This window comes from Flavimobilis rhizosphaerae, assembly GCF_014852685.1.
GTDB lineage: Bacteria > Actinomycetota > Actinomycetes > Actinomycetales > Cellulomonadaceae > Flavimobilis > Flavimobilis rhizosphaerae.
This window is the reverse complement of the sequence record NZ_JACZDF010000003.1, coordinates 462549-488143: the sequence shown is the minus strand read 5'-3', so window position 1 is coordinate 488143 and position 25595 is coordinate 462549. Positions and strand designations below refer to the sequence as shown.

Annotated in this window: 20 protein-coding genes; 8 read left to right on the top strand and 12 right to left on the bottom strand. The window is 72.7% G+C overall.

All coding sequences use genetic code 11. The features are described from left to right. Positions 1 to 100 precede the first annotated feature (100 nt). The 6 genes from IGS67_RS08505 to IGS67_RS08480 form a co-directional block, all read right to left on the bottom strand. Positions 101 to 1024, bottom strand: a complete 924-nt coding sequence (locus tag IGS67_RS08505) for a Ppx/GppA phosphatase family protein (RefSeq protein ID WP_192279595.1) — start codon at positions 1022 to 1024, stop codon at positions 101 to 103. 55 nt (positions 1025 to 1079) lie between these two features. Then, the gene (locus IGS67_RS08500) at positions 1080 to 3125 is read right to left on the bottom strand and encodes a carbohydrate-binding domain-containing protein (protein WP_192279594.1); all 2046 of its coding nucleotides are present in this window, start codon (positions 3123 to 3125) and stop codon (positions 1080 to 1082) included. A 108-nt stretch (positions 3126 to 3233) separates the two neighbouring features. After that, a complete protein-coding gene (locus IGS67_RS08495; protein ID WP_192279593.1) occupies positions 3234 to 4025 on the bottom strand; it encodes a VTC domain-containing protein in 792 nt (263 codons plus the stop codon). Next, a complete protein-coding gene (locus IGS67_RS08490) occupies positions 4022 to 4618 on the bottom strand; it encodes a DUF4956 domain-containing protein (protein ID WP_192279592.1) in 597 nt (198 codons plus the stop codon). The genes IGS67_RS08495 and IGS67_RS08490 overlap by 4 nt, the downstream gene beginning before the upstream one ends. A 120-nt stretch (positions 4619 to 4738) precedes the next feature. Next, positions 4739 to 6658 (bottom strand): LGFP repeat-containing protein, encoded by a 1920-nt coding sequence (locus IGS67_RS08485; protein WP_192279591.1) that lies wholly within the window; start codon positions 6656 to 6658, stop codon positions 4739 to 4741. 141 nt (positions 6659 to 6799) lie between these two features. Further along, positions 6800 to 8020 carry a glutamyl-tRNA reductase gene (locus tag IGS67_RS08480; RefSeq protein ID WP_192279589.1) on the bottom strand — a complete coding sequence of 407 codons (1221 nt, stop codon included), beginning with the start codon at positions 8018 to 8020 and terminating at the stop codon, positions 6800 to 6802. Between the two features lie 50 nt (positions 8021 to 8070). Between IGS67_RS08480 and hemE the strand changes: the two genes are divergently transcribed. The 8 genes from hemE (at position 8071) to IGS67_RS08440 (ending at position 17759) form a co-directional block, all read left to right on the top strand. After that, positions 8071 to 9186 (top strand): uroporphyrinogen decarboxylase, encoded by a 1116-nt coding sequence (gene hemE / locus IGS67_RS08475; RefSeq protein WP_192279587.1) that lies wholly within the window; start codon positions 8071 to 8073, stop codon positions 9184 to 9186. Beyond that, positions 9183 to 10679 carry a protoporphyrinogen/coproporphyrinogen oxidase gene (locus tag IGS67_RS08470; RefSeq protein ID WP_192279585.1) on the top strand — a complete coding sequence of 499 codons (1497 nt, stop codon included), beginning with the start codon at positions 9183 to 9185 and terminating at the stop codon, positions 10677 to 10679. The genes hemE and IGS67_RS08470 overlap by 4 nt, the downstream gene beginning before the upstream one ends. Positions 10680 to 10806: 127 nt before the next feature. Then, on the top strand, positions 10807 to 11592 hold the full coding sequence (hemQ, locus tag IGS67_RS08465; protein WP_192279583.1) for a hydrogen peroxide-dependent heme synthase: 786 nt from the start codon (positions 10807 to 10809) through the stop codon (positions 11590 to 11592). After that, positions 11589 to 12890, top strand: coding sequence for a ferrochelatase (locus IGS67_RS08460; RefSeq protein WP_192279581.1), 1302 nt, complete (start codon positions 11589 to 11591; stop codon positions 12888 to 12890). Before hemQ ends, IGS67_RS08460 begins: the two co-directional genes overlap by 4 nt. Further along, positions 12887 to 13879, top strand: coding sequence for a hydroxymethylbilane synthase (gene hemC / locus IGS67_RS08455; protein WP_192279579.1), 993 nt, complete (start codon positions 12887 to 12889; stop codon positions 13877 to 13879). The genes IGS67_RS08460 and hemC overlap by 4 nt, the downstream gene beginning before the upstream one ends. Before the next feature lie 116 nt (positions 13880 to 13995). Beyond that, positions 13996 to 15210, top strand: coding sequence for a uroporphyrinogen-III synthase (locus IGS67_RS08450; RefSeq protein ID WP_192279576.1), 1215 nt, complete (start codon positions 13996 to 13998; stop codon positions 15208 to 15210). Between the two features lie 114 nt (positions 15211 to 15324). After that, complete coding sequence (hemB, locus tag IGS67_RS08445) at positions 15325 to 16329, top strand: porphobilinogen synthase (RefSeq protein WP_192279574.1); 1005 nt, start codon at positions 15325 to 15327, stop codon at positions 16327 to 16329. Beyond that, entirely contained in the window at positions 16326 to 17759 is a 1434-nt protein-coding gene (locus IGS67_RS08440; protein ID WP_192279572.1) for a glutamate-1-semialdehyde 2,1-aminomutase, read from the top strand. The genes hemB and IGS67_RS08440 overlap by 4 nt, the downstream gene beginning before the upstream one ends. A 288-nt stretch (positions 17760 to 18047) precedes the next feature. On the opposite strand, the gene IGS67_RS08435 is transcribed toward IGS67_RS08440, so the two are convergent. From IGS67_RS08435 to cmx, 6 genes are all read right to left on the bottom strand, one after another. Next, positions 18048 to 19415 carry an MFS transporter gene (locus tag IGS67_RS08435; protein WP_192279570.1) on the bottom strand — a complete coding sequence of 456 codons (1368 nt, stop codon included), beginning with the start codon at positions 19413 to 19415 and terminating at the stop codon, positions 18048 to 18050. 210 nt (positions 19416 to 19625) lie between these two features. Further along, the gene (locus IGS67_RS08430; RefSeq protein ID WP_192279568.1) at positions 19626 to 20546 is read right to left on the bottom strand and encodes a glycine betaine ABC transporter substrate-binding protein; all 921 of its coding nucleotides are present in this window, start codon (positions 20544 to 20546) and stop codon (positions 19626 to 19628) included. A 70-nt stretch (positions 20547 to 20616) separates the two neighbouring features. Continuing rightward, on the bottom strand, positions 20617 to 21480 hold the full coding sequence (locus IGS67_RS08425) for an ABC transporter permease (RefSeq protein ID WP_192279566.1): 864 nt from the start codon (positions 21478 to 21480) through the stop codon (positions 20617 to 20619). After that, the gene (locus tag IGS67_RS08420) at positions 21477 to 22883 is read right to left on the bottom strand and encodes a quaternary amine ABC transporter ATP-binding protein (RefSeq protein WP_192279564.1); all 1407 of its coding nucleotides are present in this window, start codon (positions 22881 to 22883) and stop codon (positions 21477 to 21479) included. The genes IGS67_RS08425 and IGS67_RS08420 overlap by 4 nt, the downstream gene beginning before the upstream one ends. Before the next feature lie 527 nt (positions 22884 to 23410). Continuing rightward, positions 23411 to 24400, bottom strand: coding sequence for an IS481-like element IS5564 family transposase (locus IGS67_RS08415; protein ID WP_011113072.1), 990 nt, complete (start codon positions 24398 to 24400; stop codon positions 23411 to 23413). Beyond that, the gene (gene cmx / locus IGS67_RS08410; RefSeq protein WP_192279562.1) at positions 24400 to 25575 is read right to left on the bottom strand and encodes a chloramphenicol efflux MFS transporter Cmx; all 1176 of its coding nucleotides are present in this window, start codon (positions 25573 to 25575) and stop codon (positions 24400 to 24402) included. Before cmx ends, IGS67_RS08415 begins: the two co-directional genes overlap by 1 nt. Positions 25576 to 25595 lie beyond the last annotated feature (20 nt).

The window sequence follows — 25595 nt, the reverse complement described above, 5'->3', positions numbered from 1 at the left end:
GTGCCCGGGGCGTCGACGTCCCCGTTCCTGAGCGGGTCGCGACGCGCTGCCCGACGTACCCCGGGGCGAGCCGCTCGACGTGCCAGCCTCGAGGAGACGGTCAGAGCGTGTCGGTCCGGCGCAGGATCGCACCCTCACGCATCGCCCACGGGCAGATCTCGACCTCGGCGACCTTGAGTGCCCGCATCGCCTCCTCGGCGACGATCGCGCCGCCGACAATCTGGTACGTCCGCTCGGGCGTGATCCCGGGAAGCTCGGTGCGGCCCTGCGCCGTGAGCCGCGCCAGGCGCGGCACCCAGTCGGCGAGCATCGAACGGCGCAGCCGCCAGCGGTCGTCGGGGCCGACAGCCTCGACCTGCATGCCCGCGAGCCGCGCGAGCGAGCGGAACGTCTTCGACGTCGCGACGACGTGGTCGGGCCGAGGCCGCTCGTCGAGCTCGCCGAGCGCGTCCGCGAGGACCGCCCGCGCGTGGTGACGCAGCGCCTCGACCTGCTCGGCCGTCGAGACGTCCGTGTCGAGGAACTGGATCGTCGAGCGGCCCGCGCCGAGCGGCAGCGAGAACGCGACGTCCGGCACCTCGCCGACGCCGTATGCGACCTCGAGCGACCCCCCGCCGATGTCGAGCAGGAGGATGCGTCCCGCACCCCACCCGTGCCAGCGGCGCGCCGCGAGGAACGTCAGCGCGGCCTCCTCCTCGCCCGAGAGGATGGCGATCTGCTCGCCGAGGATCTCCTCGATGCGCGCGATGACGTCGCCGCCGTTGGGTGCCTCACGGATCGCCGACGTCACGAGGACGAGCAGCTCCGCGATGCCGTGCTCGCGCGCGAGCTCGCGGCCGTCGCGGACGCCCGCGAGGATGAGGTCGACCCCCTCCGCGCCGATCGAGCCGTCGGGCTCGAGGAAACGCATGAGCCGCACGATCGAACGACGGTTCGCGACGGGCACGTGCGGGCGGCCACGCTCCGCGTCGACGACGAGCATGTGCACCGTGTTGGACCCGACGTCCAAGACTCCCAGCCTCATGGTGCGACGCTACAGGTGTGCGGGCCCCGGCCCGAAGTGCCGCGCCCCGCGCGGCTCACCGACCGCCGCGCCCTCCGGCGGGGGCCTCGCCCGCGACGACGGTCGCGACCTCGGCGCCGTCCGCCGTGAGCGTGTAGCTCGCCGCGTCGGTGAGGTCCGCCGACGAGACGAGGACCTGCGTCGCCTGTCCCGACGCCGTGAGCGTGAGGATCGTGGCGCCCGACGCGTCGACGAGCGTGAGGCGCGTGCCCGCGGCGAGGGTTGTCGTGAGGTTCGACTGGAGCCACGCCTGCGTCGACGCGTCCGGGTCCGGCGACTCGTTCATCCCGGTCGCGCCTGTCGCAAGAACGGTGCCGCCCGTGAGCGCGAACGTCCCGTTGACGTCGAACGCGCTCTCGGGGTCGCGGGAGCCGCCGACGACGACGGTGCCGCCGCTCACGGTGAGCGAGCCGTTCGAGTCGAGGCCGTCGCCGCCCGCGCTCACCGTGACGGTTCCGCCCGCGACGACGAGGCTCTGCCCGCCGTCGGCCTCCGATCCGCCCCCTCCGCCGGGGCCGCCGCCCTGGCCGCCGCGCGCCGGGTCGCTCGCGGTGCCGTTCCCCCCGTCGGCGGGCCGCTCTGGTCGGGTGCCGTCGGCGGGCGCCTCCGTGGGGCGTGTGCCGCCGTCGCCAGGGCCTCCCGTCGGCATGTCCGTCGGCATGTCCGTCGGCATGTCCGTCGGCATGTCCGTGGGTCGCGCGCGGTCCGAGCCGGCCGCCTCCGACGTCGTCGACGACGACGACGACGTGCCCGGCCTGTCGCCCGACGCGTTGAACCCGTCGTCCGACGCCGTGACGTCGACCGTCCCGCCCTCGACCCGGATCGCGAAGCTCTCGACGCCCTCCTCAGACCGCGTCACCGTGACGTCGCCCGCGGCGATCGTCAGCGCCGTGTCCGCGTGCAGCCCGTCGTCACCCGCCGCGAGCGTGAGGGACCCGCCCTCGACGCGCAGCGCGCCGTCGCTCGTGAGCGCGTCCTCGGCCGCATCGACCTCGAGCTCGCCCCCCGCCACGACGAGGTGGACGCCCGCCGTGACCCCGTGCGACTTCGCGGTCTCCCCGTCCGAGGACACCGAGGCCGACGCGGACGCGCCGTCCGCCCCGCCGCCCGCCGACACCGTGAGTGTCCCGCCCGTGACGACGACGTCCGTCGTCGCCTGCACGCCGTCGTCGCCCGCGGTGACGACGACGTCACCACCCGTGAGCGTCACGGTGCCCGACGTCAGGTCCTCGTCCTCGTCGCTCGTCAGACCGTCCCCGCCCGCGTCGATCGTCACCGACCCACCACGGATCTCGAGCGCGTCCTTGCCGCGCAGGCCGTCGTCGACCGCGGTCACCGTGAGCGTGCCGTCGAGCACCGCGAGATCGTCCGTCGCGACGATCCCGTCGTTGACGTGCGCCGTCACGGCAAGCGTTCCCGAGCCCGACACCGTGAGGTCGGCGTCCGACCACACGGCGGCGTCGGCCTCGTCCCCGTCCGCGCGCTGCGTCGCGTCCTCGACGACGTTCGTCGACCCGTCGGCCAGGTGGAGGACGACGTCGTCCGCGCTCGTCACGGCGATCGCGGCCGACGTCGGCGACGTGATCGTCACGCCGTCAAGCACGAGGACGACACGTGCGTCGTCGGGCGCCGCGACGACGACCGACCCGGCCAGCTCGCCCGAGAGCCGGTAGACCCCCGCCGCCGAGATCGTCACGACCCCGCCCGACGACGTCACGCCCGTGCCCGTCGTCGTCGCGGCGTCGCCCGCGAGCGCGACGTCGACGACGTCATCGGACGCCCACTCGTCGGGCGTCGTCACCGAGGCGTTGGCGTTCTCCGCGAGCACGGTCGCGGCGTCGAGCGACGCGTCCGCGACGACCGCCTCCGCCTCGGCGGCGCTCAGGGTCGCCGGGTCCGCAGGGTCGGTCGCGGTCGCATCGTCGGTGCAGCCGGCAAGCAGCGCCGCGCCGCCAAGGCCGAGGAGCGTCGCGGCAGTGAGCCGCCGCCGCGCACCAGCGCGAGCGGACCGGTCCGGGCGCGCGGAGCGGGTCGTGGGACCGAGGGAGGACAGACGAGTCATGGGAGGGCACCTTCCAGGCAGGGGGAGCCGGGCCGGCAGGCCACGGCAGGAACAAGCGCGCGACCGGGGTCGCAGGAGCGGCTCAGGGCCGCAGGAGCGTCGCGCGGCTCAGGCCGCGTGCAGCGGGAGCCGGCGGAGCGTCGAGCACCACCGGTGCGCAGGGAGCGACGGGTCGAGCACGACGAGGCCCGCCCCGAACTTCGACAACCGCGAGGGCCGCACGCCCGCGCGCCACAGCGCCCGGTCGAGCACCGTCGCCCCGCCGGGCGACTTCGTCTCGACGACGGCGACGCCCTCGACACCACACGCCACCGTGCCGCCGGGCGTGCGCCACACGAGGTCGAGGTCGACGGTCGCACGGGCACCGTCCGGGAGCGCGAGCGTCGTCCGCGTGTACGTCGTCCGCAGCACCGGCGCGAGCGTCACCGGCCGCAGGGCGCCGTCGGAAGGCACCCGTGCGCGCAGGACGCCTGCGACGTAGTCGCGATCGTCCGCGCCGAGAGCGTCGTCCGCCCCCGCACGGGGCTGCCGGTCCTTGACCGTGAGCCCGCGCGGACCGCGCGTCTTCACCTCCGTGAACGCGACACCCGAGTCGAGGTACGTGCGCGAACGCACCTTGACCCGGCGGCGACGCGCGTGCGCGGACATGCGGAAACACGCGAGGTCCGGCGTGTCGAAGTACACGGAGCCGTACGCCGACGCCCGACGCCCGCCGACCTCGAGGACCCGGACGCCCGCAAGCCGGCCGACGACCGCGGCGACGACAGGGAGGGGCACGACGTACTTGCGGTCGACGCGCGCGAGCAGGCCCGCCGTCGCGACGAGCTCGTCGAGCCCCACCGGCGCGAGACCCTCGACCGCACCGGCCCAGGCCGGGGCGTCGAGCAGCGCCGCGCTCATGCCGTCACCGCGACGGGCAGCGCCGCGTCACCCACGACGGCACGCCCGCCGCGCGGATCACGGAACCGGACCGTCACCGTCGTCGAGTCGTTGACGAGGTCGAGCCGCACCACGTCGAGCGTGTGCGGACGCACCCCGAGCAGACGCTCGACCGCGTCCGCGAGCGCCACGTCGTCCGTGTACGCGGCGTCGAGGACGACGAGCCGTTCCCGGTCACGCCCGAGGAAGCCCGGCGCGTCGACGACCGCGAGAACTGCGACGAGGCCAGCGAGCAACGCCGCCGTCACGGCGACGCTCGTCGCCCCGAGGCCCGAGACGAGCCCGAGCGCGAGTGCCACGAAGTAGTACGCGACCTCCCGCTGGCTCAGCTCGGTCGACCGCAGCCGGATGATCGAGAGGACACCGAAGAGCCCGAGGCCGAGCCCCGCACCGACCGTCGTGCCCGAGAGGACGACCGCGACCGCCATGACCCCGACGTTGACGCCGAAGAACGCGACGGCGAGGTCCTTGCGCCGGTGCCGCGGGTGGTAGACCGCGAGGACGAGGACGCTGATCGCGACAAGATCGGCGAGGACAAGAGGAAGGTGCTGCACGGCGGGCTCCGGGGATCGCTCGGGTGTGTGTTCACTCTGAGTTCACCGCGGTGCGCTGACGCGAACCTCGACGCTCGCTGGACGTCGCCTGCGAATGAGAGCGTGCTCAGCCGTCCGTCGTCAGCGACGCGCGAGCACGACCTTCGACCGCCCCGAGCCCTTCTTGACGATCTTGCCCTTCGCGAACGACTGCGTGCACACCCTCTTCTTGCCCTTGCCCGAGCACGTGCGGTCCGACGTCGGCAGGCCGAGCTTCTTCTCGTTCTTGAGGAACAGCGTGCGGTTGATGCCCGTCACCGCGACCGTGGGCTTGCCCGTGCGCGACACGAGCGTCGCCTTCGCGAACTCCTGCCGGCACGTGTTGACGCCCTTGCGCTTCGAGCAGCTCGTCGGGGCCTTCGCGTACCCGACCGAGCGGCCCGCCTTCGCGCGCGCGAGCCACTCCGCACCGATGCGACCGTTGACGTGCTGGACGCCGAACCGCGTGTGGGACGTGATCGCGCCCTTCGCGAAGCGCTGGCCGCACGCCGTCGCACCGCCCTTGACCTTCGAGCAGTAGCGCGACGTCGTCGGCCAGCCGAGCGACCCGTTCCGCCCGCCCGTGCGCACCCAGCGGGACGAGAAGTCGCCCGTGACGGTCCGTGTGCCGTACGTCGGGTGCGTCGTCGCGTACCCGCCCTGGAACTTCTGCGTGCACGACTTCCCGGACCGCGTGCACCGCTGCTCGGCACGCGGCAGGCCGAGCGCACCGTTGCGTCCACCGGCCTTCACCCACGCGGTCGAGAGGCGCCCGAGCACCGCGCGCGTCCCGGTCTTCGGCGAGGTCGCCGCGTACCCGCCCGTGAACTTCTGCGTGCACACACCGCCCGCGCCGCACCGCTGCGCGGCCTTGGGCCAGCCGAGCGCGCCCTTCTCGGAGCCGCCCGCCACCCAGCGCGTGCGGATCGCCGAGCCCGGCATCGTGAAGCCCGACGACCCCGACGACGCGACGGTGCCGCCCACGAACGTCTGCACACAGTAGCGGGGCGAGCCCGTCGAGCAACGGACCGCCGACTGCTGCCGTCCGAAGCTACCGTCGACGCCGCCCGCCCGCAGCCACGCCACCTGGACCGGGCCAGTGACGCTCACCGTCGTCGAGCCGAACCACTGCGTGAAGAGACGCCAGAAGTTGCGGTTGCCATACGACGAGCACTCGTCACCGGTGCCGGAGAGGTTCGCCATCGCGGCCGCGTTCGGGGTGTAGGGCGTGTAGTAGTAGAGACCTGCGGTGGCCTTGTTGGCGATCGTCACCGTCCGCGTGCCACAGCTGCGGGTCGGGTGATAGAGGATCTCGTGTGTCTCGCCCGCGGGTCGCCAGTTGTAGATGCCGGTCTCCTTGGCGTACCGCTGGTACTGCCGCCCTGCGCCGTACACCTGGTTGAAGAACCCTGCGTTCTCCGGGTTGCACCCGCCGCTGTCGGGGCATGCGAAGCCGGTCGCGGCGTCGTACTGACGCTGCGAGGGCGCCTTCGCGGTGACGAGTCCCTGCTCCTTCTGGAGCAGCACGAGGAGCGACTTCGCGCTCACCCCGCACGCGGCGGCGACCTTGGAGATGACGGCCGACGCGCGCTCGTTCTTCGCGCCCTTGTACGCGCGGCAGTAGTCGTTGGCCTTGACCGACGCGGTCGTGAGGCGGAAGTCCTTGAGGCACGCCGGCCCTGTCGTCGCGGCGCAGTCCGGGACCTTGCCCTCGAGGAACGTCTGGACCTGTGCGGCGCTGAGGTCGGCGCCTGCGAAGAAGACCTCGTCGGTGATGATGCGGCCCGCGTCGAAGCGGCCGAGCGCGGTGTCGAACGTCTGCCCGTCGCCGTTGTTCGCCGCGGCTACGGGCGCCGCAGCCACGGGCACAGCGGCAGCGGGCGCCGCCTCGACGACCGGCACGCCGACCCCCACGACGAGCGCCGCAGCGCTCACAAGCGCGGCAGCGCGCCCGCCCCGGTGTCGGGCAGGGCGGCCGGCCCTCACGGTCGTGCGTCGCGCGTCAGTCCACATCGTCGTCATCCGTCCCAGCGTCGTCGTCCGTGCTCACGCCCGACGGCGACGTGCGTCGCCGTCTCCCTCGAGCGTCCCCCGCACGGTCGGACCGTGCACGGGCCCGACCACCGTACGTCGGGACCCGCCGTCGGGGCGAGACCCTGTGCGTCAGTGCGTGAGACGATGCGCAGCCGCCGCCTTCGCCGCGAGGAGCGCTGCGTGGCGGCGCGCGTACGCGTTGCGACGCGCCGCGCGGGCGTCGCCGCCCGCGGTTGCAGCCTCGCGCTCGGCCGCCGCTGTGAGGGCGAGCGCCTCGTCCTTGACGGCGGCGTCGACGCGGCGGCGCAGCTCGCGGCCCGAGAGACCGGCGACACCTTCCTCGACGAGTGCCTCCGCGTGCGCGACCGGTCGCGGCCCCGCCGCGGGGGCGTGCGCACCGATCGTCGCGAGGTCGAGAAGCAGGACACCCTCGACGTCACCGACCGCGGCCTCGACGTCGCGGCGCAGAGCGAGGTCGAGGATGACGAGGGGACGCACCGTCGGGTCGGGCTCGTGCGCCCGACGCTCGGCGCGGTCGGTCGCACGCTCGCGTGCCAACGCGACGCCCGCCGCGTCGAGGACATGCCCGACACGACCCGAGCACGAGACGACGAGGTCGGCGTCGGCGACCGCGTCGACGAGGCCGTCGCCCACGACCGCGAGGCCGCCGCGCGCGTGCGCGAAGCCCTCGGCGCGACCCGAGCGGGAGTGGACGCGGACGTCGACGACGCCGCGGCTGCGGAGCGCCGCGAAGGCCGCCCCCGCGTACGAGCCCGTGCCGACGAGCACGGCCCGCACCTGCCGCCACGGCGGCAGGCTCTCCCCCGCGAGGTCGAGACCGACGCCGACGACGGAGCGGCCGACGGCGCCGAGGCCCGTCGCGGCCTCGACGCGACGCGACGTGCGCGACGCCTCCTCGAAGAGGAGGTCGAGCGCTGGTGTCGACGTGCCGAGCTCACGCGCGCGGACCGCGGCCCGACGCACCTGGCCGGCGATCTCGCGCTCACCGACGACCATCGACTCGAGGCCCGAGGCGACGCGCAGGAGGTGCCGGGCCGCGTCGACGCCCGTCCGACGCGTGAGCGAGGCCGTGACCTCGGCGCGCGGCAGACCGGTGGCCGCACCGACGACGGCGGCGACGCGCGCGGTCGCCTCGGCCGCATCGTCGGCCTCGACGTAGACCTCGACGCGGTTGCACGTCGCGAGGACGACCGCGCCGGCCGGAGGGACGACGATCCCCGGGGCGGGCGCGACGACGTCACGCGCGAGCCCCGGACCCACCGACCCGAGCATCTCGAGCAGGTCGAGGTCGAGGTCGTGGTGCGACGCGGAGAAGGACAAGATGTTCACGGTGAGAATGATTGAACCACTGCGACGAATTCACGGCACAATCAGTTCTTGTGAATCTCACGACGCATCCCCTTGCTGACAACGTGACATCTTCGTCGCGCGCTGTGCGCGCATTTCTCGGCGAGCGGCCGGACGTCACGCCCGTCTGGTTCATGCGCCAGGCCGGGCGTTCCCTGCCCGAGTACCGGCGCGTCCGCGAGGGCGTCGGGATGATCGAGTCGTGCCTGCGGCCCGAGCTCGCCGCGGAGATCACGCTCCAGCCCGTACGCAGGCACCGCGTCGACGCGGCCGTGTTCTTCTCCGACATCGTCGTGCCGCTGCGGCTCGCGGGCGTCGACGTCGACATCGCCCCCGGCGTCGGGCCCGTCCTCGGCGCGCCCGTGCGGACGGCCGACGACGTCGCGCGGCTCGAGGAGCTGAGCCTCGACGAGACGGCCCTCGCCCCGATCGCCGAGGCCGTCGCCCTCACCGTCGCGGGGCTCGCCGCGGAGCCCGGCGCGTCCGGCCTCGGCGACACGCCGCTCGTCGGCTTCGGCGGCGCGCCCTTCACCCTCGCGGCCTACCTCGTCGAGGGCCGTCCGTCACGCGACCACCTCGCGGCACGCGGCCTCATGCACGCCGACCCCGAGCTCTGGGCGCGCCTCCTCACGTGGTGCGCCCGCGTGACGTCGGACTTCCTCGTCACGCAGGTACAGGCCGGCGCAAGCGTCGTCCAGCTCTTCGACTCGTGGGCAGGCTCGCTGTCCCTCGCGTCCTACCTGGAGTCCGTCGCGCCGTTCTCCGCGCTCGCGCTCGAGGCCGTGCGCGCCCTCGACGTCGGCGGGCAGCGCGTGCCCGTCGTCCACTTCGGCACCGGCACGGCGCACCTGCTCGCCGCGATGCGCGACGTCGGTGCGGACGTCGTCGGCGTCGACCACCGCACGCCGCTCGACGAGGCCTCCGCGCTGCTCGGGCACGCGACGCCCCTGCAGGGGAACGTCGACCCTTCCTACCTCTTCACCCCGCGTGCGACGCTCGAGGGGCACGTCCACGACGTCCTGCGCCGCGGCCTCGCCGCGCCCGCGCACGTCGTCAACCTCGGCCACGGCGTCCCGCCGGACGCCGACCCCGATGTCCTCACGGGCATCGTCCGCACCGTCCACGACTGGCAGCCGGAGGGCTCATGAGCCGCACGATCGTCGTCGGCGGAGGCGTCGCGGGGCTTACCGCGGCGCGGGAGCTCGCCCGCGCCGGGCGTTCCGTCGTGCTCCTCGAGGCGTCCGCGCACATGGGCGGGAGCGTCGGCCCGCTCGTCGTCGAGCGCGGCGGGCTCGACGGCGCCGAGCCGCAGTGCCCCGACGACTCCCCGTTCGAGCGCGTGACGCTCGACGCGGGCGCCGAGTCCTTCGCGACCCGCTCGACCGCCGTCGCGGACCTGCTCGACGAGCTCGGCCTCGCGGGCGAGATCGTCACGCCCGTCGACGCTCCCGCGTGGGTGCGGACGCCCGACGCGCTCATGCCGCTGCCACGCTCGGGGGTGCTCGGCATCCCGGGCGACCTCGACGACGTGCGGCGCGCGCTCGGCACACGTGCCTGGCTGCGGGCACGCCTCGACGGCGCGCTGCCCGCGTCCGTCGGGACACGGCCCCCTGCGGGTACGGACGGCGTCAGCGTCGGGCACCTCGTCCGGGCACGCCTCGGCGACGACGTGCTGCGCGCGTTCGTCGCGCCCGTCGCCGGTGGCGTCCACTCCGCGAGCGCGGACCTCCTCGACGTCGACGCCGTTGCGCCCGGCCTGCGCGAGGGCGTCGCCCGGCACGGCTCGCTCGTCGCCGCAGCCGCGGCACTGCGGGCCGCCGCACCCGCCGGGTCGGCCGTCGCGGGGCTCCGCGGCGGCATGCACACGCTCGTCGCCGCGCTCCTCGCGGACCTCGCGGCGCGCGGCGTCGACGTCCGACGCTCGACGCGCGTCGAACGACTCGAGCGCACGGGCGACGGCTGGCGCGTCCACACCCTCGGGCCCGCGCGGCCCGGAACGTTCGAGGACGCCGTCGGCGCACGCACGTCGGCCACCCTCGAGGCCGACGACGTGCTCGTCGCGACGACCGCGGCTGAGGCCGCGCGCCTCCTCGGTGCCCACGTGCCCGGCTCGGTCCTGCCCGAGCTGCCGAGCGGGCACGTGTGCCTCGTCACCCTCGTCCTCGCCGACCCGCGGCTCGACGCCGCGCCGCGCGGCACGGGCGTGCTCGTCGCGCAGGGTGTCAACGCGGCGCACGGCGTGCGCGCCAAGGCGCTCACGCACTCGAGCGCCAAGTGGGCGTGGGTGCGCGACGCGCTGCCCGACGGCCACCACGCGGTGCGCCTCTCCTACGGACGGCTCGGCGGCGACCCGGACCCCGGCGACGCGTCCGCGACGTCCCTCGAGCGCACGGCCCTGCACGACGCGGGCCAGCTGCTCGGCGTGCCGCTCACCCCCGCGCACGTCGTCGGCGCGAAGGTCGTGCGCTTCGGTGCGGGGCTGCCGTTCGCGGCGCTCGGGCACGCGGACCGCGTCGCACGGCTGCGCGACGCGCTCGACGACGTCGGCGGGCTGCACGTCACCGGGGCGTGGGTCGCGGGGACGGGGCTCGCATCCGTCGTCGCCGATGCCCGACGTGCAGGAACAGCCGTCCATTCCTGAGGCGTCGTGCGGAAATGCGCATCCATTTTTGTGGACGCGTGTCACGACGCCATTCCGGATCCTCATCACGAGGAGATATTGCGCGCAGCATTTTCCTCACGGCCCCCGAGGGGCAACAATCGACCCCATGAGCCACGACGCGTACGGCACCCCCACGTCCGAGCACGACGGGCCCGAGCCCGTCGCCTACACCCTCTGGGCCGTCCTGCGGCGCGACCCCGCCGCCGAGCCGCTCCTCACCCGGCTCCTCGGCAACGCGATCGACGCCTCCGCGACGTCCGTCCCGCAGGAGACCGTCGTCGAGCTGCTCGAGGCCGCAGCCTCCGATCTCACCGACCTCGTCGAGGACCTGCCCGAGGGCGTCGACCTCCGCGGCCTCTACGACGCGTCCGGGCTGCGCGCCGACGCCGACGTCATCGTCTGGCTCACCGGACCCACCGCCGAAGGCCTTCAGGCCGCACTGCGCGCCCTGCGCACGTCCGTCCTCCTCGGCGACCTGCTGCCCGTGTGGAACGTCCTCGGCGTCCACCGTCCGGCCGAGTTCACCGCCCGCCACCTGCCCGCGTTCATGACCGGCAAGGAACCCAAGGACTGGCTCACCGTCTACCCGTTCGTGCGGTCCTACGAGTGGTACCTGCTCCCCGAGGACGAGCGACGCGCCATGCTCGCCGACCACGGCCTCAAGGGCCGCGAGTTCCCCCAAGTGCTCTCCAACACGGTCTCCGCGTTCTCCCTCGGCGACTACGAGTGGCTGCTCGGCCTCGAGGCCGACGAGCTCACCGACCTCGTCGACCTCATGCGTCACCTGCGCTACACCGACGCCCGCCGCCACGTGCGCGACGAGCTGCCGTTCTACACCGGCCGCCGCGTGAGCATCGAGCGTCTCGCCGCGATCCTCCTGGACGTCGCATGAGCACCGACGACCTGTTCCGCGAGAACCTGTCCCTCACTCCCGTCGCGCCCGCGTCCCCGGGCGACGACCACGACGCGCACGGCTGCGCGTGCGGCACCGCCGGCTGCGAGGACGTCGAGCTCGATCTCGACGACTACCTCGCCGAGATCGCCGGCCAGCTGCCGCCCGTCGTCCCCTCCGAGCCCGTCGCCTACGACGCCGTGCTCCTCGTCGGCTTCGGCGGCCCCGAGGGCCAGGACGACGTCCTGCCCTACCTCCGCAACGTCACGCGCGGCCGCGGCATCCCCGACGAGCGCCTCGAGGAGGTCGCCGTCCACTACCGCGCCCACGGCGGCGTCTCCCCCATCAACGACCAGAACCGGGAGCTGCGCGCCGCGCTCGAGGCCGAGCTTGCGCGCCGCGGGCTTGATCTCCCGGTGCTGTGGGGCAACCGCAACTGGGACCCCTACCTCGCCGACACGCTGCGTGCCGCGGCCGACGCCGGGCACCGGCGCCTCCTCGCGATCGTCACCGCCGCGTACTCGTCGTACTCCGGCTGCCGCCAGTACCGCGAGGACCTCGCCGGGGCGCTCGAGGCCACCGGCCTCACGGGCACCCTCCACATCGACAAGGTCCGGCAGTTCTTCGACAACCCCGGCTTCGTCGCCCCGTTCGTCGAGGGCGTGCGCGCGGCGCTCGACCGCCTCCGCACCCACGGCGACGTGCGCGTCCTCTTCGCCACCCACTCGATCCCCACCGCCGCCGCCGAGGTCACCGGACCCCAGACCGGCCCCGACGGACCCGTCGGCTGGGCCGACGGCGGCGCCTACGAGGCCCAGCACTACGCCGTCGCGAACGCCGTCATGGCCGCCGTCGACGACACCGTGCCGTGGGAGCTCGTCTACCAGTCACGCTCGGGCGACCCACGCACCCCCTGGCTCGAGCCCGACATCAACGACCGCCTCGCCGAGCTCGCCGCCGACCCCGACGAGCGGCCGGACGCCGTCGTCATCGTGCCCCTCGGCTTCGTCTCCGACCACATGGAGGTCCTCTGGGACCTCGACACCGAAGCCCTCGACACATGCGCCGAGCTCGGCCTCCCGGCCGAGCGCGTCCCCACGCCCGGCGTGCACCCCGAGTTCGTCGCCGGACTCGTCGACCTCGTCGCCGAGCGCACCGCCGCCCCCACCCGCGTGCCCACGCAGGCAACGTGCGGCGCCGCCGGGGTCCTCGGCCCCTGGTACGACAGGTGCCGGCCCGACTGCTGCCCCGACCCGCGCGGACGAGTGCTGCCCACCGTCGCCGAGGACGTCGGATGAGCAGCGTCATCCGCGTCGGGACCCGCGCCTCCGAGCTCGCCCGCACCCAGACCGGGCACGTCACCGACGCGCTCGGCGTGGCCGCGAGCGCGGCCGGCACACCCGTGGAGCTCGAGACCGTCCACGTGACGACCGAGGGCGACACGACGCGCGCGTCGCTCTCGCAGCTCGGCGGGACGGGCGTGTTCGTCGCGGCCCTGCGCGACGCCCTGCTCGACGGCCGCATCGACGTCGCCGTGCACTCGCTCAAGGACCTGCCGACCGCGCCCGCGCCCGGGCTCACGATCGCCGCGATGCCGCCACGGGAGTCGCCGTTCGACGCGCTCGTCGCCCGCGACGGGCTCACTCTCGCGGGGCTGCCGCGCGGGGCCCGCGTCGGGACGGGCTCGCCACGCAGGCGCGCCCAGCTGCTCGCGGCGCGTCCCGACCTCGAGGCCGTCGACATCCGCGGGAACGTCGGCACGCGCGTCGCGCGCGCCCTCGGACCGGACGCAGACCTCGACGCCGTCGTCCTCGCAGCCGCAGGGCTCGCACGCATCGGACGGAGCGCGCTCGTCACCGAGGTCCTCGACCCGTCCGTCATGCTGCCTGCGCCCGGGCAGGGCGTGCTCGGCGTCGAGACGCGGACCGGCGCCGTCGTGCCGGGGCTCGACGCGCTCGACCACGCGCCATCCCGGCTCGCCGCGACTGCCGAACGCGCGCTCCTCGCGCGGCTCGAAGCCGGGTGCGCGGCGCCCGTCGGGGCGCTCGCGTCCGTCTCCGTCACCGGGTCCGGGCCCGACGCGCGCATGCGCATCGACCTCGACGTCGTCGTCGCGGCGCTCGACGGAACCCGCGTCCTGCGGCACGGCGCGTCGTCGAGCGGGCCCGTCATCGGCGCGGGGACATACGACGTGGCCGACGCCGTCGAGGGCGCCGCGTCGCTCGGCATCAACCTCGCCGAGATCGTCCTCGAGATGGGCGCTGCCGACATCGCCCCCCTCCGATGACCACCCACCCGCCGCAGCCCCCGCTCCCCCAGCCGAAGAATCCGCAGGATTGGTCACTGGGAGTCGCCAATCCTGCGGATTCCTCGGGCGGGGGCGGGGGCAGGGGTGGCGCGCGGGTGCTTGTGCCGCGGGGCGGGCGGCCTGGGCGGGAGCTCGCAGCGGCACTCGCCGACGCGGGGTTCGATCCGGTCGTCGTCCCGCTCATCACGTTCGGCCCGCCTGTGGACGTCGCACCGTTGCACGAGGGTGTGGGCAGGCTCGCAGCGGGCGGGTACGACTGGCTCGTCCTCACGTCCGAGCGCACGGTCGACGCACTCGTCGAGGCGTCGGGCGCGGTCGGCACGTCCACGCGCACCGTCGACGCGCAGGCCGAAGCGTCAGGCGTCGTCGGCACGTCCACGCGGACGGTCGACGCCCTCGCCGAGACGTCGGGCGTTGTCGGCGGGTCCGCAGCGGACCGTCCGTCCGGTGGGCAGGGACCGGGCGCGCCGATGATCGTCGTGCCGGCGACGACGCGGATCGCGGCCGTCGGGCCGTCGACTGCGCGCCGTGCCCGGCGGGCGGGTCTCGACGTTGACGTCGTCCCGGAGTGGGACCGCACTGCGACGGGCCTCCTCGCGGCGCTCGTCGGGTCTCAACCCGACGAGCCCCACCTTCACCGACGGATTGACGGGCTCGCCCCGTCCGACGGGGGAAACCCGTCAATCCGTCAGGAGGAGCGGAACGCTCCGATCGATAGCGGATCCGTACACGGGTCCCGTCCCGATCCCCTATCGAACGATGCGCTGTCGACCGGGCAGATTGTCGATAGCCGATCCGTGCACGGGTCGCGCACCGATCGGCTATCGGACCACTCAGCGCCCGGGGGCGGGGCGCTCGATAGCGGATCGGTGCAGAACACTGGTCCGGATCGGCTATCGAGCGTGGCCGTGCGGGCGTTCGCGCCGCGGTCCGCGATCGCGCGGCCCGAGCTCGTCGACGGGCTCCGCGCCGCCGGGTGGATCGTCGACGCACCCGACGCGTACGTCACCGAGCTGGCGACGTCCCTGCCCGACGAGGCGCTCGACGTCGACGTCGTCATCCTCACGTCGTCGAGCACCGCCGAGACCTGGGCGACGCTCGCGGGCACTGCGTCTGCCGACGAATCCCTGACGCTCGACGGCGTCGCCACCGGAACCCTCCCGCGGCCGTGGCGGATCGTGAGCATCGGCCCCCGCACGACGGCGACCGCGCGCACGTTCGGGCTCCGCGTCGAGGCGGAGGCGACGACGCCCGACGTCCCCGCGCTCGTCGCAGCGGTCAGCCGAATCACCCCACCCCCCGACTCGTAGGCCCTGAGCACCATCGAACGGTGCTCAGCACCTACGAGTCGCACGTACCTGCGTGGGGCGGCCTCCGCCGCACCCACCTGGGAAGATGGAGGACCCCGGACCTTGGAGAGAACCGTGACCCACGACGCCCGACCCGCGCTCCCCTACCGCCCCCGCCGCCTGCGCCGCACGCCCGCGCTCCGCGCGCTCGTGAGCGAGACGCGCGTCGACGCACGCGAGCTCGTCCTGCCCGCATTCGTCAAGGAGGACCTCACCGAGCCTGCGCCGATCATGTCGATGCCGGGCGTCGTCCAGCACTCTCTCGACTCGCTGCGTCGCGAGGCCGTGCGCGTCGCCGAGGCGGGTCTCGGCGGGCTCATGCTCTTCGGCGTGCCCCTCGAGCGGGACGCGGTCGGCTCGGGCGCGACCGACCCGGACGGCATCCTCAACGTCGCGACGGCCGCCGTCAAGGCCGAGGTGGGCGACGCGGTCGTCGTCATGACGGACGTGTGCCTCGACGAGTTCACGGACCACGGTCACTGCGGTGTCCTGCGCGCGGACGCCACCGTCGACAACGACGCGACGCTCGACCTCTACGCGCGCATGGCCGTGCTCCAGGCGGAGCGCGGCGCGGACGTCGTCGCGCTCTCGGGGATGATGGACGGTCAGGTCGAGGCGGTGCGCGAGGCGCTCGACGACGCCGGGCTGACCGACACGGCCGTCCTCGCGTACGCCGCGAAGTACGCCTCGGCGCTCTACGGGCCGTTCCGCGACGCCGTCGAGTCGACGCTCACGGGCGACCGTCGGACGTACCAGATGGACCCCGCGAACCGTCGGGAAGCGCAGCGCGAGGTGGCGCTCGACGTCGTCGAGGGCGCGGACATCGTCATGGTGAAGCCTGCGAGCCTCTACCTCGACGTCCTCGCGGACGTCGCCGCGGGCTCGGACGTGCCGGTCGCGGCGTACCAGGTGTCGGGCGAGCTCGCGATGGTCGAGGCCGCCGCGGCGATCGGCTGGATCGACCGTGAGCGGACGATCGCCGAGTCGCTCACGTCGATCAAGCGTGCGGGCGCGGACATCATCGCGACGTACTGGGCTCTCGAAGCTGTCGAGAACCCGCAGGTGAGGGAGCTGCTGTGAGCAACGAGTCCGACTTCGCGCACGCGCGGCGGGTCCTGCCAGGCGGGGTGTCCTCGCCGGTTCGCGCGTTCAGGTCCGTCGGGGGGACGCCACGCATGCTGCGCTCGGCGCGCGGCGCGTACGTCACGGACGCCGACGGCGTCGAGCGGGTCGACCTCGTCGCTTCGTGGGGTCCGGCCCTGCTCGGGCACGCGCACCCGGAGGTCGTCGCGGCAGTGCAGGAGGCGGCGGCGCGCGGCCTGTCGTTCGGGGCGCCGACGGTCGCGGAGGCCGAGCTCGCCGACGCGGTCATCGCGCGCGTGCCGTTCGTCGAGAAGCTGCGGCTCGTCTCGACGGGCACGGAGGCGACGATGACGGCGGTGCGCCTGGCGCGCGGCGTGACGGGCCGGCCGCTTGTCATCAAGATGGCGGGCTGCTACCACGGGCATCTTGACGCGCTGCTCGCGCAGGCGGGCTCGGGCGTCGCGAACCAGGCGCTGCCTGGCTCGGCGGGGGTGACGGAGGCGACGGCGGCGGAGACGATCGTCGTCCCGTACGACGACGTCGCGGCCGTGGCCGCGGCGTTCGACGCGCACCCGGGGCGGGTCGCGGCGGTCATCGTCGAGGCTGCGCCCGCGAACATGGGCGTCGTCGAGCCCGCACCGGGCTACAACGCGGCGTTGCGGCGCCTGTGCTCGCAGCACGGGGCGCTGCTCGTGCTCGACGAGGTGCTCACGGGCTTCCGCGTCTCGGGGGCCGGATGGTGGGGTCTCGAGGGGCGGCGCGAGGGCTGGGAGCCTGATCTCGTGACGTTCGGCAAGGTCATCGGCGGTGGCATGCCCGTCGCGGCTGTCGGCGGGCGAGCGTCGGTCATGGACCATCTCGCGCCCCTCGGGCCCGTGTACCAGGCGGGCACGCTGTCGGGGAACCCTGTCGCGGTCGCGGCGGGGCTCGCGACGCTGCGGCTCGCGGACGCCGCGGTGTACGCGCACGTCGACCGTGTCTCGCGCGTCGTGTCCGACGCGGTGTCGGCCGCGCTCGACGCCGAGGGCGTCGCGCACTCGGTGCAGCGGGCGGGCTCGCTGTTCTCGGTCGCGTTCGGGTCGTGGGGGCCGTCGGCCGACGGGTCCCGGGCCGACGCCTCCGGGGCCAGCGCCTTCGCGGCCGACGCCTCCGTCGCCGACGCCTCCGTCGCCGGCGCTTCCGGGACCGGCGCTCATCGGCCCGACGTCCCCGCGGGCCCGCGGAACTACGCGCAGGTGCAGGCGCAGGAGGCGTGGCGGTTCCCGCCGTTCTTCCACGCGATGCTCGACGCGGGGGTGGCGCTGCCGCCGTCGGTGTTCGAGGCGTGGTTCCTCACTGCGGCTCACGACGAGGAGGCCGTCGGGCGCATCCTCGAGGCCCTGCCGGCCGCGGCCCGGGCGGCCGCGGCGGCCAAGCCCGCTCGATAGCCGATCCGTACGGCTCATACGTACGGATCGGCTATCGAGCAGGACGCGGGGCGGCCAACGCCTCGTCGCCAACGGTTCGATAGCCGATCCGTGCGCAACACGAGGTCGGATCGGCTATCGAGTCACACCCGCGTGGGTGGGTGCTTGGGTGGGTGCTTGGGTGGGTGGCGGATAGCGGATCGGTGCACCTGACGTGTGTGGATCAGCTATCGAGCGTCGGGGCTCGGCGCCCCGCATCCGAAGGCCGCGGCGGATCGTCGATCCGCACACCTGACACGTACGGATCGGCTATCGCGCGAGGCCGTCGGCCGCGGGATCGCCCGGCTCCCGCGGCCGGAGCTGTCCCGCGAGCGACATCGACAGGACCGTCGCGAGCGTGATGAGTCCGAGCGCATGCCGCGCACCGAGCCCGTCGACGAGCGCCCCCAGCACGGGCGGCGCGGTGAGCATCGCGATCGTCGAGAACGACGTGACGACGGAGACGCGCGCAGCCGCGTGCAGCGGCTCGTCGGACGCCGCCGCGATCGTCACGGGGTTGACGAGCGCCGCTCCCACGCCCCACAGGACGATGCCGATCCACGCCGTCGCGAGGCTCGGCGCGAGCGCGAACACCGCGAGACCGACGAACGCAGAGATGCCCGACGCGCGGACGACCGTCACGCGCCCAAAGCGGTCGACGAGGCCCGTCCCGAGGAAGCGCACGAGGGTCATCGACGCGACGAACGTGCCGTAGGCGACCGCACCGATCGCCTCGCGGGTCGCGAACCCGTCGGTCACCGCGATCGACAGCCACGTTCCCGCGGACCCCTCGGACATCGAGGACGCGAGCAGGACGAGGCCGAGCAGGAGGGTGCGCGGCTCGGTCCACGCGCCGACGGCGGCGCGGAGCCCGCGCGGCGCGCGGGCGCGGCCGCGGGCAGGAGTCGCCGTCGAGCGACGCGCGTCGTCGTTCCCGTCCGCGACAGCTGCCGTGACGACGTCGTCGACCGCAGGTGCCCCGGCCGCGGCACGCACGGTGTCGGCGGTCGCGGAGGCGTCGTCGGGCACAGCATCGTCGGGCAGCGATTCCGTCACGGCCGTGGCCGTGCGGAGCGTGACGACCCGGAGGAGCGTCGCGGCCGCGAGGACGATGACGAGCTGGGCCTCGACGGCGACGTGCCCCCATGAGAAGCCAGCCGCGATGAGCGTGCCGAGGGCGGCGCCGACGGAGAAGGTCGCGTGGAAGTGCGGCAGGACCGTGCGACCGAGGCGACGTTCGACGGCCGCGCCGGCGATGTTGATGGGGATGTTGATGAAGGCGCCGCTGATGCCGTTGACGACGAGGCCACCGACGAGGAGGACCACGGAGGACGTCGCGAGGCCTGCGGCCAGGAGCCCGAAACCGAGGGCGCTCGTGAGGGTGCCGGCGGCGAGGATGCGTCGCCCGCCGTAGCGGGTCACGAGGCCGCCCGTCATGAGGACGGAGACGAGCGTGCCGAGGCCGCCGATCGTCAGGAGGCCGCCGAGCTCGAGCGCGTCGAGGCCGAGCGTCGCGCGCACGGACGGGAGGCGGGCAAGCCACTGGGAGCCGACGACACCGAAGAGCCCGAAGTGCACCAGGAGCGCGAGGCGCACCGCGCCGACGGATGGGGCTGCCGGGGCGGCGGAGGAGGTCACGACTCACGATCCTAGGCGTCGCCGCGTGACGCGACGGCGCTCGATAGCGGATCCGCACACGCATGGTGCACGGATCTGCTATCGAGCGGCCGGGCTCCGTCAGGCGGAATGTGCGATAGCCGATCCGTACGACTCACGTGCACGGATCGGCTATCGGAACACTGCGGGTCAGCCGTGGAGGGCAGGACCGGCAGAGGGTCGCTCAGCGGGTCAGGAGGCGAGACCCGCCTTCGTCCTGAGGTCGTCGACGAACGTCGGGTTCGCCTCGAGCCACGTACGGACCGACGCGTCCGGGTCCTTGCCCTCGTCCTCGTTGAACATGATGTTCTCGAGCGACGTCAGCTGGTCGTCGGACAGTTCGAAGGCCTTGATGAGCGCGGCAATCTCCGGCTGCTCAGCAGCGAAGCCCTTGCGGCCCACGGTGTGGATCTCCTCCGCCTCACCCATGACACCCTGCGGGTCCTCGAGGTCGCGCACGGGGAACTCGTCGTAGGCCCAGTGCGGACGCCACAGCGTCACGACGACGTTCTCGCCGGCCGACGTGCGGCTCTTGAGCTCCGCCAGCATGGCCGGCGTCGAGGAGATGACGAACTCCATGTCCTCGAGGCCGTACGCGGGGATCGCCTCGTCCTGCGTGATCCGCGTGAGGCCGGCCCCCGCCTCGATGCCGACAAGACGGTTGTCGAACGCGTCGGCCGCGCCCGCGAGCTCCTCGAGCGACGTGATGGGAGCGTCCTCGTTGACCGCGATCGTCAGGCGAGCATCGTCGTACCAGACACCGAGCTGCTCGAGGTCGTCGCCGTACTTCTCGAGGTAGTCGGCGTGCGTGATCGGCAGCCACATGTCGAAGTTGAGGTCGTAGCCGCCGCCTGCGAGACCCGTGTAGACGATGCCCGGGTCGGCGGTCTCCGTCGTCACCGTGTAGCCGTCGTCCTCGAGCATCACCTTGAAGAGGTGGGAGACGGCGATGCCCTCGTCCCAGCCGGAGTGGATGCCGATGCTCACGTTCTTGCTGGGCGTGGTGCCTGCCGAGCTCGGTGCATCAGCATCGTCGGAGGCGCACGCGCTGAGGGTCAGGCCGAGGCTGAGCGCTGCGAGCGCAGCGAGTGCGGGACGGGTGGTGCGGGACATGCGGTTCATGCATTCCTCTCGTGGGCGCCTGTGGCGCCCAGGGTCGGTGTGATGTGCTGGGAGAAAGGTGTCAGGAGCGGGCGAGCGCCCGAGCGACGGGCGCTCGGTCGGCGAGCGCCGCCGTCACGCGGTCGAGGATCATCGCGAGGATGACGACGGACAGGCCAGCCTCGACGCCGAGGGAGACGTTGACGCGCGTGAGCGCGGCGACGACGTCACGGCCGAGGCCGGGCGCGCCCGTGAGGCCTGCGATGACGACCATCGACAGGGAGAGCATGATGACCTGGTTGACGCCCGCCATGATCGTCGGGAGCGCGAGCGGCAGCTGGATCTGGCGCAGGATGCGCCCCTCGGTCGCGCCGAACGCATGACCTGCCTCGACGACCTCGGGGTCGACCTGCCGGATGCCGAGCTCGGTGAAGCGGACGCCGGGGGCGAGCGCGAAGATGATGGTCGCGACGAGCCCCGGGACGACGCCGGTGAGGAACACGACGACGGTGGGGATGAGGTAGACGAACGCCGGCATCGTCTGCATGAGGTCGAGGACGGGCCTCACGACCGCGGAGACGCGGTCGGAGCGCGCGGCCCAGATGCCGAGGGGCACCGCGAGGATGATGGCGACGACGCTCGCGAGCACGACGAGTGCGAGGGTCGCCATGGCGTTGTCCCACTGGTCGACGGCCGCCACGAGCACGAGCCCGGCAGCGGAGCCGACGCCGAGACGCCAGCCCTTGACCCACCATGCGAGGGCCGCGATGACGAGGATGATCGTCCAGGCCGGTGGCGTCGTGAAGAGAATCTCGAGCGGCTCGTAGGCCGCGAGAAAACCAGTCTTGACGGCGGCGAAGACATCCTTGCCAGACTTTGTGACGACGTCGACGATGTCGGCGACGACGTCGCCGAGCGGCAGGCGGGGCACGAGGGTGTCGTTCATCGGGTGCCTCCTTCAGTGGTGGCGTCGAACTCGGCCGCGGCGGCGACCTCGGCGGCGGAGGCGGCGGTGCGGGCGGCGGGCAGCTCGTCGGGGGCGAGCCCGGGCACGCCGTCGTCGGGTGGCAGGGGTTCGTAGCCGTCGGGCACGCCGTTGCCGTTGACGGTCGTCGCACCTGCCCCGACGACGGTCTCGACGGGGCCGTCGGCGGGGGTGTCGTCGGGGAGGTCGATCTCCGGGGGCACCATGGCCTCGAGGAGGGTGACGCGGGGGACGACGCCGAGGAGGCGGCCGTGGTCGTCGGTGACGGCGACGGGCACGAGGGACTCGGCGGAGGGCGCGAAGATCTCGGACAGCGGGGTGTCCTCGTCGACGGTGGCGACGTCCGTCTGGACGAGACCGTCGAGGCGCGGGATGCCGGCGCGGGCGGCGTCGACGACGTCGGAGTCACGGACGAAGCCGAGCAGGACACGGTCGCGGTCGACGACGAACGCCGCAGCGGCCTGGGCCTCGCGCATCGCGCGGGCGGCACGGCGCGGGCCCGCTGCGGCGGGAAGGACGACGCCGGGGCGGAGCATCACGGAGGACGCGGTGAGGACGCGCGTGCGGTCGACGTCGGCGACGAACTGGGCGACGTAGTCATCCGCGGGCGCGGTGAGGATCTCCTCGGCCGTGCCGATCTGCACGATGCGGCCGGAGCGCATGACGGCGATGCGGTCGCCGAGGTACATGGCTTCGTTGAGGTCGTGGGTGATGAAGACGATGGTCTTGCCGAGCTTCTGCTGGATCTCGACGAGCTGTTCCTGCATCTCGCGGCGGATGAGGGGGTCGAGGGCAGAGAAGGCCTCGTCCATGAGGAGGATGTCGGTGTCGGCAGTGAGGGCGCGGGCGAGGCCGACGCGCTGGCGCATGCCGCCCGAGAGCTGGCCGGGCAGGGAGTCCTCCCAGCCGCCGAGGCCGGTGAGCTCGAGTGCGGCGCGGGCGCGCTCACGGCGCTCCTCCTTGCCGACGCCCTGGATCTCGAGGGGGTAGGCGGCGTTGTCGAGCACGGTGCGGTGAGGGAGGAGCGCGAAGTGCTGGAAGACCATGGAGACGGTCGTGCGGCGCAGGGCGCGCAGGCGGGAGGCGCTCACGGTGGCGAGGTCGTCGTCGCCGAGGAGGACGCGGCCGGAGGTGGGGCGCCACAGTCCGTTGAGCATGCGGATGAGGGTGGACTTGCCGGAGCCGGACAGGCCCATGACGACGAAGATCTCGCCGTCGGCGACCTCGAAGGACGTGTCGATGACGGCGGCGGTGCCGAGCGACTTGACCTCGTCACGTGTGGCGCCGGCGCGCAGCTTGCGCACGGCCTCCTGCGGTCGTCGACCGAAGACCTTGTAGACGTTCTCGACGCGGATCGCTGTCATGGGTGTGGGAGCTCGCCACCTTCGTACGCTTGCCGTTCGGAGCGGGGCGGTGGCCCTGCTCTCGTGGACCTGCCCGGAGTGATCGTCGGGCGTGCGAGATGGCGGGGCGGTGGCTGCGGCCGTGAGGTCGAGTCCGGTGCGGCGGTGGCCGCGGCCCTGCGCCGTCGTCGGCCGGTCCTCGTCAACCTTGCCCTACCCGAGATTGATTCTCGACCTGCGGGGCGCAGTATCTGGCCTAATCTTGACTATTTCATTGCCCAGTTAGCCGCCTGACCTGCATCGATGCAGGAAGTGGGATCGTTACTCAACCGCAACATTTACGAAAGTGAGGGGTTTCACAAGACAACCGGGAAGATCACCCGGCGGCGCGTGCCCCGGCCGACGCGCAGGGTGCGGTGACGTCGACGAGGGCGAGCACGGTGCGGACAGGTGTCGTGGTGGCGGGATCGGCGCGCCGCGGTGCGGCGATCGTGACTCCTCGCGCTGGTGCGGGACGTGCGCGGTGCCGCTCCGGTCGTCCCCCGTGCCTAGGTGTGATGTCCAGGGACGTTGTTGAGTCGGTCGAAGGGTACGCCGCCAATCGCAGAGTGGTGTCGGTGGTGGTTGTAGAAGTGGAGCCAGCCGGGCAGCGCCAGGCGTCGTTCGGCCTCTGAACCGTAAAACCTGGCATAGGCCCAGCCGTCCCCGAGCGTGCGGTGGAATCGCTCGATCTTCCCGTTCGTCTGCGGCCGGTAGGGGCGTGTCCGCTTGTGTCGGATGCCGAGCCGAGCGCAGAAGTCCCTCCATGCGTGGGATCTGTATGCCGACCCGTTGTCGGATAGGACTCGCTCGACGGTCACGCCTCGTTCGGCGAACCAGGCCACGGCGCGTTCGAGAACTCCCACCGCTGTGCTCGCCTGCTCATCCGACCAGATTTCTGCGTATGCGACGCGGGAGTGGTCATCGATGACTGTGTGAACGAACGCCGTCCCGGTGCGCGGCTTGTGATCTTTTCCTCGTGGTAATCCCGGAGTCGCGAGCTTGTTCCGTGCGCCTTGCTGCCGACCTACGTAACGATGTCCACCGCCGTCGGGGATGTTGCCGAACTTCGTGACATCGACATGAATCAACGATCCCGGATGAGGATGCTCATATCGCCGCAATGGCTCGCCAGTGACACGATCGATATGCGAGAGGCGGTTCACGCGGCAACGGACGAGGACCGCGTGAACAGTCGACGTCGAGAGACCAAGTCGCGCAGCGATCTGGGCTGGCCCCAGTCGAAGCCGCCAGCGCAGGTTGATGATCTTCTTCTTGACATGCTCGGGCGTCCTGCCTGGGATCCGGTGCGGCTTGCTGGAGCGATCCTGCATCCCAAACTCACCCTCTTCCCGGTAGCGGCCTGCCCATTTCCGGGCAGTGATCGGGGAGACCATGAACATCTTTGCGGCGATCGTGGCCGGATAGCCGTCTTCGACAATCAGCCGGGCTAACCGGAGACGGGCACGAGGAGTGAGAAGAGCGTTCGGATGGGTCATCAATTGGCCTCCGCCGCGGTCTTCGTAAGCGCGCGTCTGGTGAGAAGCATGATGACGAGAGCGATCGCTGTCAGCACCGAAGCGACCCAAACCGGCGCGAGCAGCCCCAGCCCGGTCGCGAGCCCGAGCGCACCAAGCACGGGCCCCGCTGCAGCTCCGATATTCAATGCTGCGGTTGCGTACGAACCGCCCATCGTTGGCGCACCCGATGCTGCATACAGCACACGCGTGATCAGAGTACTGCCGACGCCGAACGACAGGAATCCCTGAACGAGGACGAGGACGATAAGCGCGACGGGATGAGATGCGACCACTGCCAACACGATCCAGCCTGTCAGCAATAGCGGTCCGCCGACTGCGAGCACGAGGCCAGGTCGTTGATCTGATAGTCGTCCTGCGATCGTGACGCCAAGGAACGATCCGATGCCGAACATCACCAGCGCGACGGACACCCACGCTTCGGCCAAGCCCGCGGTCTCGGTCACGATGGGTGCCAGGAAGGTGAATGCCGCAAAGGTCCCTCCGTTGATCAGCGCTCCGAGTACCATGGCCAGGATGAGCCGCGGCGTCGCCAACTGGCTGAGCTCGACACGGAGCCTTGGTGAGGTCGCGCTAGTCTCGCTCCGACCAACATTGTTCGTGACGCCACGAATGACTCCAACGGCCGCGGGAATACAGAGGATGGCGATCGCCCAGAACGTCGTTCGCCAGCCCAGCGCTGTGCCGAGCAGTGCCCCGGCGGGGACGCCCACGACGGTTGCGATCGTCGTGCCGGAGAGCAGGATCGACAGTGCACGCCCCTTCTGGTTCGCTGGCACGAGGGTAGTGGCCGTGCTCAGTGCTACGGCGAGGAGTCCTGCGTTTGCGAGAGCGCTGAGCACCCGGGTGATGAGCAGGAGAGAGAACACTGGTGTCATCGCTCCGATGACGTGGCTTCCCGCGAACACGAGAAGGCAAACGATCAATGTGAGCCGCGGTGGCCAACGGCGAGCGAATGCCGCCATCACTGGCGCGCCGACGACCAGACCGACTGCGAATGCGGAGGTCAGCAGGCCCGCAGTGCCGACCGAGACGTCAAGTTCGGTCGCGATCGCGGGGAGCAATCCCGCGAGCATGAATTCTGAAGTGCCCATGACGAAGACCGCCAGGGCAAGCATGTAGAGGGCAAAAGGCATCGAGTACTCCGAGGTGTGAG

Excerpts from the sequence above, each read along its gene's own strand:
- IGS67_RS08505 (WP_192279595.1), bottom strand. The coding sequence starts at position 1,024 with ATGAGGCTGGGAGTCTTGGACGTCGGGTCCAACACGGTGCACATGCTC.
- IGS67_RS08500 (WP_192279594.1), bottom strand. The coding sequence starts at position 3,125 with ATGACTCGTCTGTCCTCCCTCGGTCCCACGACCCGCTCCGCGCGCCCG.
- IGS67_RS08495 (WP_192279593.1), bottom strand. The coding sequence starts at position 4,025 with ATGAGCGCGGCGCTGCTCGACGCCCCGGCCTGGGCCGGTGCGGTCGAG.
- IGS67_RS08485 (WP_192279591.1), bottom strand. The coding sequence starts at position 6,658 with ATGACGACGATGTGGACTGACGCGCGACGCACGACCGTGAGGGCCGGC.
- IGS67_RS08470 (WP_192279585.1), top strand. The coding sequence starts at position 9,183 with ATGAGCCGCACGATCGTCGTCGGCGGAGGCGTCGCGGGGCTTACCGCG.
- hemQ (WP_192279583.1), top strand. The coding sequence starts at position 10,807 with ATGAGCCACGACGCGTACGGCACCCCCACGTCCGAGCACGACGGGCCC.
- IGS67_RS08460 (WP_192279581.1), top strand. The coding sequence starts at position 11,589 with ATGAGCACCGACGACCTGTTCCGCGAGAACCTGTCCCTCACTCCCGTC.
- hemC (WP_192279579.1), top strand. The coding sequence starts at position 12,887 with ATGAGCAGCGTCATCCGCGTCGGGACCCGCGCCTCCGAGCTCGCCCGC.
- IGS67_RS08430 (WP_192279568.1), bottom strand. The coding sequence starts at position 20,546 with ATGTCCCGCACCACCCGTCCCGCACTCGCTGCGCTCGCAGCGCTCAGC.
- IGS67_RS08425 (WP_192279566.1), bottom strand. The coding sequence starts at position 21,480 with ATGAACGACACCCTCGTGCCCCGCCTGCCGCTCGGCGACGTCGTCGCC.
- IGS67_RS08420 (WP_192279564.1), bottom strand. The coding sequence starts at position 22,883 with ATGACAGCGATCCGCGTCGAGAACGTCTACAAGGTCTTCGGTCGACGA.
- IGS67_RS08415 (WP_011113072.1), bottom strand. The coding sequence starts at position 24,400 with ATGACCCATCCGAACGCTCTTCTCACTCCTCGTGCCCGTCTCCGGTTA.
- cmx (WP_192279562.1), bottom strand. The coding sequence starts at position 25,575 with ATGCCTTTTGCCCTCTACATGCTTGCCCTGGCGGTCTTCGTCATGGGC.